Raw genomic sequence first — 15,123 nt, forward strand, 5'->3', positions numbered from 1 at the left:
GGTTACGAGGCTACGCCCAACGCCCGCGATCCGGACACCTGGTCCGGATGCCGGGACGGCGGGGTCGCTCCTCGGTCACCGTCCCGCTCAGGCCTCGGTGAGGTAGCGCTGGAGGGTCGGGGCCACCAGGGCCACGATCTCCTCCGGGTCCGCCGACGCGAGGGGCTCGATCTGCACCACGTACCGCACGAAGGCGATCCCGATCAGGTGCGAGGCCGCCAGCTCGGCGCGGAAGGTCGGCTCCGGGACGTCGAGGTCGGCGGCGACCCGCTCCAGGACCCGCCGCAGGATCAGCCCCCGCAGCACCTTCGCGGCCGCCTCGTGGGTGAGCGCGGAGCGGATCACGGCGAGGAGGGGGGCGCGCGTGGCCGGGTTCTCCCACACCCCGAGGAAGTAGCGGGCCAGCCGCTCCCCGATGCCGTCCGGGCCCTCGCCGACGACGGCCGGGACCACAAGGGCGGGCTCCATGGTGACCTCGATGGCGGCGGCGAACAGGTCGTCCTTGCTGCCGAAGTAGTGGTGCACCAGCGCCGGGTCCACCCCGGCCACCTTCGCGATGCCGCGCACGGAGGTCTTGTCGTACCCGCGCTCCGCGAACACCTCGCGGGCGGCGAGCCGGATCCGCTCCTGCGTGCCCGGCCCCTCCTCCGCCTCGTCCTGCCGGGGCCGCCCGGGCCCGCGCCGCCGCCGGACCGGCTCGGCGCCGCTCATCGGGGCCCGACCGCCAGGTGCCGGCGCGTGAAGGCCAGGGCCTCGGCGAGATCGGCCTCGCGCTCGGCGGCGGACATGGCGCGCCGCGTGTTGACCTCGATGACGATGTGCCCGTCGAAGGTACTGCGGGCCAGGCCGGCCAGCAGCTCGGCGCAGGGCTGCGTACCGCGCCCGGGGACGAGGTGCTCGTCCTTGGCGGAGCCGTTGCCGTCGGCGAGGTGGATGTGGGCGAGGCGGTCGCCCATGCGGTCGATCATGGCGGTGGCGTCGGTGCGGGCGGTGGCGGTGTGCGACAGGTCGACGGTGAAGTGCCGGTAGTCGTCCTTGGTCACGTCCCACTCGGGCGCGTAGGCGAGCATCTCGCGGTCGCGGTAGCGCCAGGGGTACATGTTCTCGACGGCGAACCGGACGTCGGTCTCGTCCGCCATCCGCCAGATCCCGGTCACGAAGTCCCGCGCGTACTGGCGCTGCCACCGGAACGGCGGGTGCACGACGACGGTGGACGCCCCCAGCTTCTCGGCGGCGGCCTGGGCGCGCTGCAGCTTGGTCCAGGGGTCGGTGGACCACACCCGCTGGGTGATCAGCAGGCAGGGCGCGTGCACGGCGAGGATCGGCACCTGGTGGTGGTCCGACAGCCGGCGCAGGGCTTCGATGTCCTGACTGACCGGGTCCGTCCAGACCATGACCTCGACGCCGTCGTAGCCGAGGCGGGCGGCGATCTCGAAGGCCGTCGCCGTGGACTCCGGGTAGACGGAGGCGGTGGACAGGGCGACTTTCGGGGCACTGCTGCTCGGATTACGGACCACGGAGCCAGATTACGGTCCTGCCGCCCGCGCCCCGGCACACAAACCCACTCTCGTCATACTTTTCACATCGACCCGCCGCCCGTGCCTGCGGCCCCGGTGAGGGAATCGGCCACGCACGGCGGAATCGAGCAGTCTGCGACGATCCGCCCCCTCCCTGCGGCCGCGCCCACCGTCCTGGAGCCCCTGACCAGCCACCGGGACGGAGCAACCCATGGCCCCCCTGATCCCCTTCGACGCCGTGGTCCACTGTCGTTCGAGTTCGGCCCCGAGGGCCACACCCTCGGCGTACGGGTGACCGAAACCCCCGGGACGGTCCTCGCCGCCTGCCAGACCCGCGACCTGGCCCGGCACTTCGCGATCCCGACGGCCGAGTTCGTGGCCCAGACCCCTTCCTCCTAGGGAGTCCCGCTCCCCCATCACCCCTTGAGCGCGCCCACCGCCCGGGCGCGTTCGCGGAGGTCGCGGACCGCGCGGACGGAGGCGTGGGGGCGCAGGCGGAGGTTCATCACCTCGAAGTGCTCGTCCCCGCGCGCCGACGAGAGCACCTCGTACTCGTCGAGGAACCTCGCCCACGACTCGCAGGCCGCCTCCACGTGCCCGATCGACAACTGCCGCTGGGCGAGCAGCCCGTACGCGTGCAGGCGGCCCTGCCGCTCCTGCGCCGGCTGGACCCGGATCGACTCCCGGAGTGTACGGACCGACCCCGGGACGTCCTTGGTCTCGTTCAGCACGTGCGCGACGTGGAAGAGATACGCCGTCCGGTCGTACCCGCCCACCGACTCCCGCCGGTCGTCGGCCCGGGCCAGCGCCTCCTCGGCCTCCCGCAGCCGGGCGAAGGCCTGCCGCTTGTCCCCCACCATCGCCGCCCCGTGCGCCTGCTGCCCGCGCAGGAACGCGACCAGGCGCGGCCCGGCGACGGGGGCGGCCTCGGCCGCCGAGTCCGCGAGCTCCAGGGCCCGGCGGCCGTAGCCGAGGTTGGAGGCCTGGAGGGACATCCCGCGCAGGGTGCGGCAGTACGTGACGTGGTCCTCCGCCTCCCCGGCGAGCTTGAGTGCGGACACGTAGTAGTCCTGCCCGAGCCGGTGCCGGCGCTCGTACATCGCCATCCACCCGGTCAGGTACACGAGGTCGGAGGCAGCCGCGAGCAGGCTCCGCCGCACCGGCGCCGCGGCCTCCGCCTTCAGCCAGGGCCCGACCGTGTTCACCAGGAAGGCCGCCGCCATCGGCCGGGCGTGCCCGGCGCCGAGCTCGTCGAGGATGTCGGCGATCCGGTCCGTCATCGCCGCCACGGCATCCACCTGCGCCTGCCCGACCCGGGTCGTTGCCTTGCCGGGCCTTACCGGCTCGGGGCTGTCGGCCCGTGCCAGGGTCGGGAAGAGGGGGATGGCGAGGGCGGCGGAGAAGACACCCGCCGCGATCACCCGCCGCCGCGAGGGGTCCATGTCGGCCCGCCCCAGGTCGACCAGTTCCCGCACGGTGTCCTCGTCCTCCACCGCGCCCGGCGGCGTGAGACCGGCCTCGGCGTAGCTGACCGGGCGGGCGAGCTTGCGCTCGAACACCTCGATGATCAGAGCCCTGACCTGTGGGCGGGGCTGGTGCCCCGCCACCCACTGGGAGACGGCCGGCTGCCCGTACTTGAGGGTGAGCCCGGCCTCCGCGCCGACGCGGTTCACGATCGAGGCGAACTGGCTTCTCGACCATCCGGCCTGCTCGAGCAGGAGGTTCAGACCGGTGTTGGGCGTACGTGAGCGTCGAGCCATGACAACTCCCCACACGTGCATGACATGCATGCTTCTCCGACTCCTCCACGGTACTCGCGCCGGGGGTGCGCGCGGTTACCTCTTCACATCACGCAGTGACGGGACGGAAGTTGGCCGTCCCACCGACGAGGGCAGGGAGCAACCCACCCATGACCAGCCGCACCACCGAAGGCCACTCCCGGGGCGTACTCGGCATCGACACGTCGGACGGCCCCGAGCCGAGCCATGACCTCCTCGAGCGGGCGCGGCGCGGCTGGGTCCGCTTCGTCGCCTCCCTGGAGGAGGGGGCGACGTCCGATGAGCGCTGAGCGGTACGAATACGTGCCCCACCGCCTGCTGCGTCGTCGGGTGCGCGACATCGCGTCGGGGGTGGAGGGGGAGCTGATGGCCGTGATCAACGAAGACGTCTCGAACTCACCGCTCCAGGAGCACTGGGTGGAACTGGCCTACATCCGCAACGCCTCAGGCCGCGAGTTCACCACAGCGGCGGCCAACGTCGTACCTGCCTGACCCGGGGATGGGCGGCGGGACGGGGCCGGGGGAGGGCGGGGTCTGAGCCTGGCGGTCTCAGGGACGGGTTGGGGCTTTCCCGTCAGTCTCATCGTCCTTCCGCGTCGGGCCGCCCTGTCAAGGGCGCTCCTTCGTCGCGTCGCTTCGCGATCGCCTGCGGCGACCCTTGACAGGCCGTCCCGCCACGGAAAAACGAAGACTGCCGGGAAACCCCCAAACGAACGGGACGGACGTTCATAGGACATACGGCGGACTCAGCGACCAGCCGGGCGGTCGGGGGCCGCCACGCCAAGCGTCCGGGCCGACAGGATTGCCATCCGGGGCCGCGATCCGCGACAGATCGCTACGCGCTCCTCCCGTCTCAGCGTCCGCCGCCTGTCTGGGGTCGTTGCCCGCACCCAAGGGCGACGGAATCGGTATCGGGGTCCGGCAGGCGCGGCAAATCGCTACGCGCTCCTCTCTCCTCGGCGTCCGGCGGCCGTCCGGGGTCTCTGCCCGCAGGAAAGGGCGACAGATTCGTCATCCAGGACTGGTGGGCGCGGCAGATCGCTACGCGCTCCTCGGATTCCGGCGTCCGCGACCCGTCTGGGGCTGATGCCTGCACCCAAGGGCGACGGGATCGGCACCGGGGCACGGCAGGCGCCCCAGATCGCTACGCGCGCCTCGAATTCCGGCGTCCGACGACCGTCCGGGGCCGCTGCCCGCACGAAATGCCAACTGGGCCGTCATCCGGGGCCGATGGGCGCGGCAGATCGCTACGCGCGCCTCTCTCCTCGGCGTCCGCTGCCCGTCTGGGGCCGCTGCCTGCACCAAATGCCAACCAGAGGAACAACCGGAAGCAATAGGCGCCCAAGATCGCTACGCGCTGCCGAGATCTCGGCGTCCGGGCGCCGTCTTGGGCCGGTGGCGGCACCAAATGCCGGACCGCAGGGCATCCCGGCCCAAGACGGCCGCCGGACGCCGAGGAAACAGAAGCGCGTAGCGATCTTGGGCGCCTGGGGTGGCCGGATGGGCCTCTCATCGGCATTTGGTGCAGGTATCAGCCCCGACGGCCGTCGGACGCCGGGACGGGAGGAGCGCGTAGCGATCTGCGGCGGGACGGCCGGGCCCCCGGCCCCGGCGCTTGGGCCGAGGGCCCGGATGCCCGGCGAGGCGGCCCCCGACCTCCCCGCCTGGGCGCTGATCCCGCCGAATGTCCGACTCTGGACCGGACCGTTCCTCTGGGGGCTTCCCGGCAGTCCTTGTCTTTTCGGTCCGGGACGCCCTGTCAAGGGTCGCCGCAGGCGATCGCGCAGCGACGCGACGAAGGAGCGCCCTTGACAGGGCGGCCCGGACCGGAAGGACAGTGGGACTGACGGGAAGCCCCAGCCCCTCTCTGAGACCGCCCGGCCGGGACCCCGCCCACCCCAGGTCCCGCCCGGCCCTCCGCTGCCGTCCGGCGGGGTCGGCGCCCCGCGCCGCCCCGCACCCGGGGAGGCGGGTGGGCAGCCACCGCCCGGCCCCCGGCCCGTCGAGGGGGAGATGGCGGGCCCGCGCCGCGAGCTCCGTATCGGCGGCGGGCCCACGCCGCGAGGGCCCGGGCCGCCGGCCCGGCCCTACGGCAGGTGGTCCAGGCGGCGGAGGATGACGCCCTCGCGGAGGGCCCAGGGGCAGATCTCCAGGGTGTCCACGCCGAAGAGGTCCATCGCCGCCTCCGCGACCAGGGCGCCCGCCAGGAGCTGGGAGGCGCGGCCGTCCGAGACGCCCGGCAGGGTGGAACGTTCCGCCGTCGTCATCGCCGTCAGGCGGGGGACCCATTCCTCCAGGGACTTCCGCGTCAGGTCGCGCTGGACGTACAGGCCGTCGGCCTCGCGGGCCGCGCCGGCGATGCGGGCCAGCTGCTTGAAGGTCTTGGACGTGGCCACCACGTGGTCCGGCACCCCGAAGCGGCTGAACTCGCCGACCGTCCGGGCGATCTGGGCCCGCACGTGCCGCCGCAGCGCCTTCACGTCCGCCGGGTCCGGCGGGTCGGCCGGGAGCCAGGCGGAGGTGAGGCGGCCCGCGCCGAGGGGGAGGGAGACGGCGGCGTCGGGGTCCTCGTCGATGCCGAACGCGATCTCCAGCGAGCCCCCGCCGATGTCGAGGACCAGCAGCTTGCCCGCCGACCAGCCGAACCACCGCCGGACGGCGAGGAAGGTCAGCCGGGCCTCGTCCTCCCCGCTGAGCACCGGCAGCTCGACGCCGGTCTCGGCCTTGACGCGGGCCAGGACCTCGTCGGCGTTGGGAGCCTCGCGGACGGCACTGGTCGCGAAGGGGAGGACGTCCTCGCAGCCCTTGTCCTCGGCCGCCTGCACGGCCTCACCGATGACGGAGACCAGGCGCTCGACGCCCTCCGGGGTGATCGCTCCGCGCTCGTCGAGCAGCTCCGCGAGCCGCAGCTGCTCCTTGTGGGAGTGCGCGGGCAGCGGGCGCGCGCCGGGGTGCGCGTCCACCACCAGCAGGTGGACCGTGTTCGAACCCACATCCAGGACACCGAGTCTCATACGGGAAACGCTACTGGGCCGGACGCGGGGCAGTGGAGTAAGGGGCGCTTAGGCTGGTGTTTGTGCCAAATACGAAGAAGGCCAGCAAGAACCAGTCGAAGAAGAACAAGGACAAAGTGGCGGACGAGAAGGGGCTCGACTTCCCCCGGGCCTGGGTGGAGTTCCCCGATCCCGCCGACGAGGAGCAGGTCTTCCGCTGTGACCTGACCTGGCTGACCTCCCGCTGGACGTGCATTTTCGGCAGCGGCTGCCAGGGCATCCAGGCGGGCCGGGCCTCGGACGGCTGCTGCACGCTGGGCGCGCACTTCTCCGACGAGGACGACGAGCAGCGGGTCGCCGAGCACGTGGCGCGGCTCACACCGGAGCTGTGGCAGTTCCACGACGTCGGCAGCGAGAGCGGCTGGACGCAGCTCGACGACGACGGGGAGAAGCAGACCCGCCGCTGGGACGGGGCGTGCATCTTCCTGAACCGGCCCGGCTTCCCGGCCGGGGCGGGCTGCTCGCTGCACATCCTGGCGCTCAAGAGCGGGCAGGAGCCGCTGGAGACCAAGCCGGACGTGTGCTGGCAGCTGCCGATCCGGCGTACGTACGACTGGATCGACCGGCCGGACGACACGCGGGTGCTCCAGGTGTCGATCGGGGAGTACGACCGGCGTGGCTGGGGGCCGGGCGGGCACGACCTGCACTGGTGGTGCACGTCGGCGACGTCCGCGCACGGGGCCGGTGAGCCGGTGTACGTGTCCTACCGGGCGGAGCTGACGGAGCTGATGGGGCCGCAGGCGTACGCGGAGCTGGTGAAGCTGTGCGAGGCGCGGCTGGCGTCGCTGCTGCCGATGGCCCCGCACCCCGCCGATCCGGCGTAGCTCCACGGCCCCCGCTCCCCCTGCGCCGGGGGCCCGGCGCCCCCGCCCCGCCTTACGGCGTGGGGGGCGCCGGGTCAGAGGGAACCGTTCCTCCTGGGCCCGCCGACCCTCCCGGGTCCGTGGGCTGGGTCGGGGTCGGGGTCGGAGTGGGCGTCGGGGTCGGAGTGGGGTCCGTCGGGGGCGTCGGTGTGGGGGTCGGTGTGGGCGTGGGGGTCGGCGTCGGGGTGGGGTCCGGGGCCGGCGGGGTCGGTTCGGGGGCGGGGCGGCCCCGGCCGGAGAGGGAGACGACGGCCCCGCTCGGCTCGATGCCCACGCGGGCGCTCCAGGCTCCGACGGGCTGGGCTTCGGCGTCGACGGTGATCCGCAGGGTGACCGATTCTCCGGGGGCGAGGATGCCCGCCCTCTGGCTCGCGCGCAGCCAGGGCGCGTCGGACCAGAGCCGCCAGGCGACGGGGCTGCCGCCGGAGGCGCTGAGGGTGAGCAGGGTGGTGCCGCCGCGGGTGGCGGCGGAGACCGTGAGCCGGCCGGGGGCGCCGGGGCCGGCGGCGTCGGGGGTGGCGGGGGCGCCGCTGCTGATGACCTCGACGGAGACGTCGGGGGCGGCGCTGGCGGAGGCGAAGCCGGGTTCGCCGGTGGTGCGGGCGGTGTTGCCGGTGTTCTCGTACGCGGTGAGCGGGCGGCCCTCGGCGAGCGGGGGCGGGATCCGCGATTCGCCGGCGGAGATGCGGGTGCCGTCGCCGACGGGTTCGCCGACGGTGGGGGCGCCCCGGTAGGCGGCCCACAGGGCGATGACGGGGGCGGCGACGACGGTGGCGACGACCGTGGTGGTCACGGCCCGGGCCCGGAACCGGTCGCGGCGGGCGGCCCGGTCCTTGGGGTCCATGGGGAAGCCGGTGCGGTCGAAGCGCGGGCCGGGGCGGCCGCCGCGGCGCCGGCCGGAGCGCAGCATGGCCGCGCGGACGGCGCCGCGGGGGGCGGCGACCAGGGGGAGCGCGGCGTGCAGGCCGCCGGAGCCGGGCCAGGGTGCGCCGGCGCCGACGCGTTCGGCGACGCGGCGGCAGCGCGGGCAGTCGTCGACGTGGCGCACGAGCTCGGCGCGCAGGGTGCTGGACAGCAGGACGTCGCGGTCGCCGCCCTCGCCGGTGAGGCGGGAGACGGCGGGGCAGTGGCCGGTCTCGACGACGGCGAGGGCCGCGCGGGTGCGTTCCACCTCGCAGGCGGCGGCGGACAGCAGCTCGCGGGCGGTGTCGGGAGCGGTGCCGAGGACGGCGGCGAGTTCGGTGACGCCGAGGCGGTGGCGGACGGCGAGTTCGAGGGCCTCGCGCTGCTCGGGGGTGGTGCCGGCGGCCTCGGGCCAGGCGAGGCGGGCGAGTTCGGTGCGGCGGTAGGCGTTCACGTCGAGGGAGCCGTGCGGGCGGTGCGCCTGGGGCGCACGCTCGGCTTCTGTGTGCTCCGGCGTGCGCCGGGCGGAATGCGCCCCCTGCCGGGCGCGCCGCTGCTCGGCGAGCCGGCGCAGGCAGGCCCAGCGGGCGAGGGCGTACAGCCAGGCCCGGCGGTCGCCCTCGCCGGGACATCGGCCGGGGTGCCGGTCGGCGACGGCGAGGACGTCGCCGAGCACGTCGGTGGCGGCGTCGTGGTCGCACAGGACGGAGAGGCAGTAGGTGAACAGGCCGTCGAGGTAGGGCTCGTACCGGGAGGGCGGCGCCTCGGGGCCGGCGGCCCGGTCGCGGCGGCTCTCCGGGCCCCCTGCCCCCGGGTGCGCGGCGGCCGCGTCACCGGCCCGCGGGCCCTGCGCCCAGGGCTCCCCCGGCTCTCCCGGCTCCCCCGGCGGTGGGGGCCAGGGAGCCCCCGTGCCCGTACGGCCCGCGGGGGGATGCGGCCGTGCCGGTCCTGCCGCCGAGGGCATGCGGACGGTCGTGCTCTCCTGCGGCGTCTCGTCGCCCCCGGCGGCCCCGGTGTCCCACGGCGCCCCGAACGCACCCGAGGTCCCGGGCGCACCCGATGTCCCGGGCGCACCTGACGTCCCGGGCGCACCCGGCGTCACCGCCCTGTCCTCCGGCGCCCCTGCACGGGGCGTGCGCCTGTGCGCCGGGTGTGCGCCGGTGCGTGATGCGGGGTCTCCCTGGTCGCTGCTGTCCACCTGGCGAAGGTAGGCGGCAGGCCCGTGGCCCTCCGGAAGCCTTCACCGGTTTTAGCCCTTACGGGTGAACAGATCGCCATCGCGCTGACCGCGGCCCTGACGCCGACAGATGCCTGGGTATGCCCCGGGATGCCCCGGGATGCCTGCGGACACCCGGGGACGGCCGCGGACACCCGGCCCGCACCGCGTTGTCAGTGGCGCCGGATACCGTGGCGGCATGGCTGCCCGTACCTCTCGCTCATCCGCCAAGGACCGTCCGTCCTTCCGCTGCTCCGAGTGCGGCTGGACGACGGTGAAGTGGCTCGGCCGCTGCCCGGAGTGCCAGGCGTGGGGAACCGTCGAGGAGATGGGCGCCCCCGCCGTGCGCACCACGGCGGCCGGCCGCGTCACCGCCGCCGCCCTGCCCATCGCACAGGTCGACGGCAAGACGGCGACGGCCCGCAGCACCGGCGTGGACGAGCTGGACCGCGTCCTGGGCGGCGGCCTCGTCCCCGGCGCGGTGGTGCTCCTCGCGGGCGAGCCGGGCGTCGGCAAGTCGACGCTGCTGCTCGACGTCGCGGCGAAGGCGGCCTCCGGCGACCACCGCACCCTGTACGTCACCGGCGAGGAGTCGGCGAGCCAGGTGCGGCTGCGGGCCGACCGGATCAACGCCCTGGACGACCACCTCTACCTCGCCGCCGAGACCGACCTGTCCGCCGTCCTCGGCCACCTCGACGCGGTGCGGCCCTCGCTGTTGGTGCTGGACTCCGTACAGACCATCGCCTCCCCCGAGATCGACGGCGCGCCCGGCGGCATGGCCCAGGTCCGGGAGGTGGCGGGCGCGCTGATCCGCGCCTCGAAGGAGCGGGGCATGGCCACCCTCCTCGTCGGCCACGTCACCAAGGACGGGGCCATCGCCGGCCCCCGCCTGCTGGAGCACCTGGTGGACGTGGTGCTGAGCTTCGAGGGCGACCGGCACGCACGGCTGCGCCTGGTGCGCGGCGTGAAGAACCGGTACGGCGCGACCGACGAGGTCGGCTGCTTCGAGCTGCACGACGAGGGCATCACCGGGCTCGCCGATCCCAGCGGCCTGTTCCTGACCCGGCGCGCCGAGGCGGTGCCGGGGACGTGTCTGACCGTGGCCCTGGAGGGCAAGCGTCCGCTGGTCGCGGAGGTGCAGGCGCTGACCGTGGACTCCCAGATCCCCTCCCCGCGGCGCACCACCTCCGGCCTGGAGACCTCGCGCGTCTCGATGATGCTGGCGGTGCTGGAGCAGCGCGGCCGGATCACGGCGCTGGGCAAGCGGGACATCTACAGCGCGACGGTGGGCGGGGTGAAGCTGACGGAGCCGGCCGCCGACCTGGCGATCGCGCTGGCGCTGGCCTCCGCCGCGAGTGACGTGCCGCTGCCGAAGAACCTGGTCGCCATCGGGGAGGTCGGACTGGCCGGCGAGGTGCGGCGGGTGACGGGGGTGCAGCGGCGCCTCGCGGAGGCGCACCGGCTCGGGTTCACGCACGCGCTGGTGCCGGCGGACCCGGGGAAGGTCCCGCCGGGGATGAAGGTCACCGAGGTCGCGGACATGGGGGACGCGCTGCGGGTCCTGCCGCGCGGCCGGTCCCGTACCCCGGCCAGGGAGCGGGCCGCGGCCGCCCCGGCGGAGTGAGCCGGAGCCGCCCCGGCGGAATGAGAGGCTCCGGTGCGCGGGGCGGGTAGGCAGGTCAGCGGGGCCGTACGGGCTGCCGCCGCGGCGCTGCAGGTCGACGCCCGGCGGGCGCACAGGCGGCGCCGGTAGACTTTGTGCTGGTCCGCCCGGCCTAGGCAGGCGGCGCAACCCGCGACCGGAGGAGTGCAGTGGCAGCCAAGGACGGGGCAGCAGCATCCGGGAAGTCGGGCGCGAGCTCCAAGCACGAGGCGTTGATGCGCGCCTCCCTCACCGCGGTCGCACCTGGTCAGCCGCTGCGTGACGGTCTGGAGCGGATCGTCCGCGGCAACACGGGCGGGCTCATCGTCCTCGGCATGGACAAGACGGTCGAGGCCATGTGCACCGGCGGCTTCGTCCTGGACGTGGAGTTCACCGCGACCCGGCTGCGGGAGCTGTGCAAGCTCGACGGCGCGCTGATCCTGGACAAGGACCTGACGAAGATCCTGCGGGCCGGCGTGCAGCTGGTGCCGGACGCGTCGATCCCCACGGAGGAGACGGGCACCCGGCACCGCACGGCGGACCGGGTGTCGAAGCAGTGCGGGTTCCCGGTGGTGTCGGTGTCCCAGTCGATGCGGCTGATCGCGCTGTACGTGGACGGGGAGCGGCGGGTCCTGGAGGAGTCCGGGGCGATCCTCTCCCGTGCGAACCAGGCGCTGGCCACGCTGGAGCGGTACAAGCTGCGGCTGGACGAGGTCGCGGGCACGCTGTCGGCGCTGGAGATCGAGGACCTGGTCACGGTGCGCGACGTGACGGCGGTCGCGCAGCGGCTGGAAATGGTCCGCCGGATCGCGACCGAGATCGCCGAGTACGTGGTCGAACTGGGCACGGACGGGCGACTGCTGTCGCTCCAGCTGGACGAGCTGACGGTGGGCATCGAGCAGGAGCGGGAGCTGGTGATCCGGGACTACGTTCCGGAACCGACGGCGAAGCGTTCCCGCACGGTGGAGGAGGCGCTGCCGGCGCTGGACGCGCTGACGCATCCGGAACTGCTGGAGCTGGCGATCGTGGCGAAGGCGCTGGGGTACACCGGCTCGCCGGAGACCCTGGACTCGGCGGTCTCGCCCCGCGGTTACCGGCTGCTGGCGAAGGTGCCGCGGCTGCCGGGGGCGATCATCGAGCGGCTGGTGGAGCACTTCGGGGGGCTGCAGAAGCTGTTGGCCGCCAGCGTGGACGATCTCCAGACCGTGGACGGTGTCGGCGAGGCCCGCGCCCGGAGCGTCCGCGAGGGCCTGTCCCGCCTGGCGGAGTCCTCGATCCTCGAACGCTACGTCTGACCGCCGCGCGGGGCCGCCTCCCGGCCCCCGCAGCGGCCCCCCGCAGCGGCCCCTAGTCCTGCTTCAGGACGAAGGACGTGCGGGCCACCGGGAGGCCCGGGGTGCGGGCTTCCACCACGTAGGTGTCCGGGGCCGGGGTGCCCGCCGGAGGCGACTGGCACTGGTCGGCCGCGCTCGGCTTGCGGTCCCATTCCAGCGACTGCTTCGCCTCGCCCTGGGCGGGCAGGCGGAAGTACGCGTTGGCCGGGCCCGTCGGGCAGTCGGCCGAGGACCAGACCTGCTTGGCGCCGGTCGTCTGGAAGATCGTCACGACCGCCTGCCTCGGGCCGAGCCCGAACTTGCAGGTGCTGCCCGAGATGTTGCGGACGATCAGTTCGAGGCGCGGCTTCTCGTTGGTCTCGTACTCGTTCTTCACGCTCTTGACCTCCCACTGCACCGCGCTCGGCGCGCAGGTCGGTAGGGGGGAGTCCGCCGGGAGGGCCGCCGGGGCGCCCGCGGGGCCGCCGGAGGAGCCGGAGGCCGCACCGCCGCCCTGGCCGGGGTCCTTCGGCGTGCCGCCGTCCGAGCCGGAGGCCGAGCCGGCGCCGGCGCCCGACTCCGCGCGTCCGCCCGGGGCCTGACTGATCGCCGGGCCGGAGCCGGAGGGGCCGGGGGTGATCGTGCGGACCGGGCCGGAGCCGTCGCCGCCGCCCTTGCCGTTCGTACTCGTGCCGCCCCCGCCGGAACTGACGAACCATACGGCGAGCAGCGCCGCGAGCGCGGCGACGGACGCCAGAACAGCCCTCCGCCGCCAGTAAATGGAGGAGGGAAGCGGCCCGACCGGATTGCGCAGAGATCCCACGTACCGAACCTTACGAGAACTCGCGCCGCGATCCGTGCCCCACATGCCGCGCATACGGCGGGTTTTGCCGATGATCATCTTGGGGCCCGGGGCGGGAGCGGCGAGATCAGGCCAGGGGCTGACACGGCCTCGACCTGGGGTTGAGTACGGTCAGTCACCATGGACACCTCCGACCTCTACCGCCACATCACCGACTTCGCCCACGACACGCCCCCCTGGGTGCAGTCGGCCTTCGAGGTCTGGACCGAATACGGGCTCCTCGTATTCGGGTTGCTCTACATAGCCGCCTGGTGGCGTGCGCGCGGCCGGCGCGATCCGCGGGACGTGGCGCGCGCCGTGCTCGCACCGCTGGCCACCGCGCTGGTGTACGTCGCCTCCGAGCTGGTGAAGTCGACCATCGACGAGGAGCGGCCCTGCCGGGCGGTGGCCCGGGCGGCCGCGTCACTGGTCCCGTGTCCGCCCTACGGGGACTGGTCCTTCCCCAGCAACCACTCCGCCATCGCGGGCGCCGCGGCCGTCGCACTGGCACTGGCCGTGCCGCGCCTGGCGGTGCTGACCCTGCCGATGGCCGTGCTCATGGCCTTCTCCCGGGTGTTCGTGGGCGTGCACTACCCGCACGACGTGGGGATGGGCCTGCTGCTCGGCGCCTCGCTGGGCGCGCTGGCCGTGGCCCTGCTGACCGGGCCGATGAGCCGGGTGATCGCCGCCGTGCAGGGGAGCGGGATCAGAGCGGCCGTCTGGTTCACCGGTCCGGGCCCGGCGCGCCACCCGTAGAACGTGCCAGGATGCCTCTGACATGACTGCATCCGCCGAATCCGCCGCTTTCTCCGCTTCCGCGGCCCCCGCACCCCCGTCGCCCGCTTCCGCCCGCGCCCTGCACGAGCCGGTCATCGCGTGGTTCGACGAGCACGCCCGCGACCTGCCCTGGCGCCGCCCCGAGGCCGGCCCCTGGGGGGTCATGGTCAGCGAGTTCATGCTCCAGCAGACCCCCGTCAGCCGGGTCCTGCCGGTGTACGAGCAGTGGCTCGCCCGCTGGCCCCGGCCCGCCGACCTGGCAGCCGAGGCGCCGGGCGAGGCGGTACGGGCCTGGGGGCGCCTGGGCTACCCGCGCCGGGCGCTGCGCCTGCACGGCGCGGCCGCGGCGATAACGGAACGCCACGGCGGTGACGTGCCGCGCGACCACGCGCAGCTGCTCGCGCTGCCGGGGATCGGCGAGTACACGGCCGCGGCGGTGGCCTCCTTCGCGTACGGGCAGCGGCACGCGGTGCTCGACACCAACGTGCGCCGGGTCTTCGCCCGCACCTCCACCGGCGTGGAGTACCCGCCGAACGCCACCACCGCCGCCGAGCGGCGCCTGGCCCGGGCCCTGCTGCCCGAGGACGAGGCCACGGCGGCCCGCTGGGCGGCGGCCTCGATGGAGCTGGGCGCGCTGGTCTGCACGGCCAAGAGCCCGGACTGCGTCCGTTGCCCGGTGGCGGAGCTGTGCGCCTGGCGGCTGGCCGGGAAGCCGGCGCACGACGGGCCGCCGCGGCGCGGGCAGACGTACGCGGGCACCGACCGCCAGGTGCGCGGCCGGCTGCTGGCCGTCCTGCGCGAGGCGACGGGGCCGGTGGCGCAGGCGCAGCTCGACGCGGTGTGGGACGAGCCGGTGCAACGGGCCAGGGCGCTGGACGGACTGGTGTCGGACGGGCTGGTGGAGCCGCTCGCCCGCGGGATGTACCGCCTCCCGCAGGGCTAGGGCCTGTCGTCAAAGTCCCGCACGCCGGAATCCGCAGGCCCGCACGCCGGAATCCGCAGGCCGGACGGGCCCTCCCCGGCACCCCGCGAAGTTGACCGGGACATTCCGCTTCGTGCCGGGAAACCGCAGTTCACGGGCACTGTTACACAACCTACGGGTGTCCGTGCGCCCACCGCAGGCTGACCCGCACAGTGCCGTGACAACCCGTCCGTACCTTCGGATCCGTAAGGCGGCGGTGACGCAGCGGGTGACGGGGACGGCAGCGGAGGCGGTCTGG

Annotated in this window: 13 protein-coding genes; 7 read left to right on the forward strand and 6 right to left on the reverse strand. The window is 74.4% G+C overall.

Features of this window, described 5'->3' with window-relative positions:
• Positions 1 to 87 precede the first annotated feature (87 nt).
• The 3 genes from B4U46_RS15605 to B4U46_RS15615 all read right to left on the reverse strand — a co-directional run bounded on the left by B4U46_RS15605 (position 88) and on the right by B4U46_RS15615 (position 3,277).
• Positions 88 to 711 (reverse strand): TetR family transcriptional regulator, encoded by a 624-nt coding sequence (locus B4U46_RS15605; RefSeq protein ID WP_045951321.1) that lies wholly within the window; start codon positions 709 to 711, stop codon positions 88 to 90.
• Positions 708 to 1,517 (reverse strand): sugar phosphate isomerase/epimerase family protein, encoded by an 810-nt coding sequence (locus B4U46_RS15610; RefSeq protein ID WP_079427944.1) that lies wholly within the window; start codon positions 1,515 to 1,517, stop codon positions 708 to 710. Before B4U46_RS15610 ends, B4U46_RS15605 begins: the two co-directional genes overlap by 4 nt.
• Before the next feature lie 416 nt (positions 1,518 to 1,933).
• Entirely contained in the window at positions 1,934 to 3,277 is a 1,344-nt protein-coding gene (locus B4U46_RS15615; protein ID WP_079427946.1) for a hypothetical protein, read from the reverse strand.
• Positions 3,278 to 3,426: 149 nt separating this feature from the next.
• On the opposite strand from B4U46_RS15615, the gene B4U46_RS37390 reads away from it, so the two are divergent.
• Both B4U46_RS37390 and B4U46_RS15620 read left to right on the forward strand, forming a co-directional pair.
• On the forward strand, positions 3,427 to 3,585 hold the full coding sequence (locus tag B4U46_RS37390; RefSeq protein WP_159402095.1) for a hypothetical protein: 159 nt from the start codon (positions 3,427 to 3,429) through the stop codon (positions 3,583 to 3,585).
• The gene (locus tag B4U46_RS15620) at positions 3,575 to 3,787 is read left to right on the forward strand and encodes a hypothetical protein (RefSeq protein WP_079427948.1); all 213 of its coding nucleotides are present in this window, start codon (positions 3,575 to 3,577) and stop codon (positions 3,785 to 3,787) included. The genes B4U46_RS37390 and B4U46_RS15620 overlap by 11 nt, the downstream gene beginning before the upstream one ends.
• Before the next feature lie 1,595 nt (positions 3,788 to 5,382).
• On the opposite strand, the gene B4U46_RS15630 is transcribed toward B4U46_RS15620, so the two are convergent.
• Positions 5,383 to 6,309 (reverse strand): Ppx/GppA phosphatase family protein, encoded by a 927-nt coding sequence (locus tag B4U46_RS15630; RefSeq protein WP_079427950.1) that lies wholly within the window; start codon positions 6,307 to 6,309, stop codon positions 5,383 to 5,385.
• A 62-nt stretch (positions 6,310 to 6,371) separates the two neighbouring features.
• Between B4U46_RS15630 and B4U46_RS15635 the strand changes: the two genes are divergently transcribed.
• The gene (locus B4U46_RS15635) at positions 6,372 to 7,172 is read left to right on the forward strand and encodes a hypothetical protein (RefSeq protein ID WP_079427952.1); all 801 of its coding nucleotides are present in this window, start codon (positions 6,372 to 6,374) and stop codon (positions 7,170 to 7,172) included.
• Between the two features lie 52 nt (positions 7,173 to 7,224).
• On the opposite strand, the gene B4U46_RS15640 is transcribed toward B4U46_RS15635, so the two are convergent.
• On the reverse strand, positions 7,225 to 9,078 hold the full coding sequence (locus tag B4U46_RS15640; protein WP_221265282.1) for a BACON domain-containing protein: 1,854 nt from the start codon (positions 9,076 to 9,078) through the stop codon (positions 7,225 to 7,227).
• 451 nt (positions 9,079 to 9,529) lie between these two features.
• Here B4U46_RS15640 and radA point away from each other — a divergent pair, with 451 nt between their 5' ends.
• Positions 9,530 to 10,954: a DNA repair protein RadA gene (gene radA, locus B4U46_RS15645; protein ID WP_079427953.1), complete on the forward strand. Its 1,425-nt coding sequence runs from the start codon at positions 9,530 to 9,532 to the stop codon at positions 10,952 to 10,954.
• 188 nt (positions 10,955 to 11,142) lie between these two features.
• On the forward strand, positions 11,143 to 12,267 hold the full coding sequence (disA, locus tag B4U46_RS15650; protein WP_045949530.1) for a DNA integrity scanning diadenylate cyclase DisA: 1,125 nt from the start codon (positions 11,143 to 11,145) through the stop codon (positions 12,265 to 12,267).
• Positions 12,268 to 12,319: 52 nt separating this feature from the next.
• Here the strand turns inward: disA and B4U46_RS15655 are convergent, their stop codons facing one another.
• The gene (locus tag B4U46_RS15655; protein ID WP_079427955.1) at positions 12,320 to 13,108 is read right to left on the reverse strand and encodes a hypothetical protein; all 789 of its coding nucleotides are present in this window, start codon (positions 13,106 to 13,108) and stop codon (positions 12,320 to 12,322) included.
• 159 nt (positions 13,109 to 13,267) lie between these two features.
• Here B4U46_RS15655 and B4U46_RS15660 point away from each other — a divergent pair, with 159 nt between their 5' ends.
• Both B4U46_RS15660 and B4U46_RS15665 read left to right on the forward strand, forming a co-directional pair.
• On the forward strand, positions 13,268 to 13,882 hold the full coding sequence (locus B4U46_RS15660) for a phosphatase PAP2 family protein (protein ID WP_079427957.1): 615 nt from the start codon (positions 13,268 to 13,270) through the stop codon (positions 13,880 to 13,882).
• Between the two features lie 22 nt (positions 13,883 to 13,904).
• Positions 13,905 to 14,846, forward strand: coding sequence for an A/G-specific adenine glycosylase (locus B4U46_RS15665; RefSeq protein WP_079427959.1), 942 nt, complete (start codon positions 13,905 to 13,907; stop codon positions 14,844 to 14,846).
• Positions 14,847 to 15,123: the final 277 nt, after the last annotated feature.

The organism is Streptomyces katrae (genome assembly GCF_002028425.1).
Taxonomy (GTDB): domain Bacteria; phylum Actinomycetota; class Actinomycetes; order Streptomycetales; family Streptomycetaceae; genus Streptomyces; species Streptomyces katrae_A.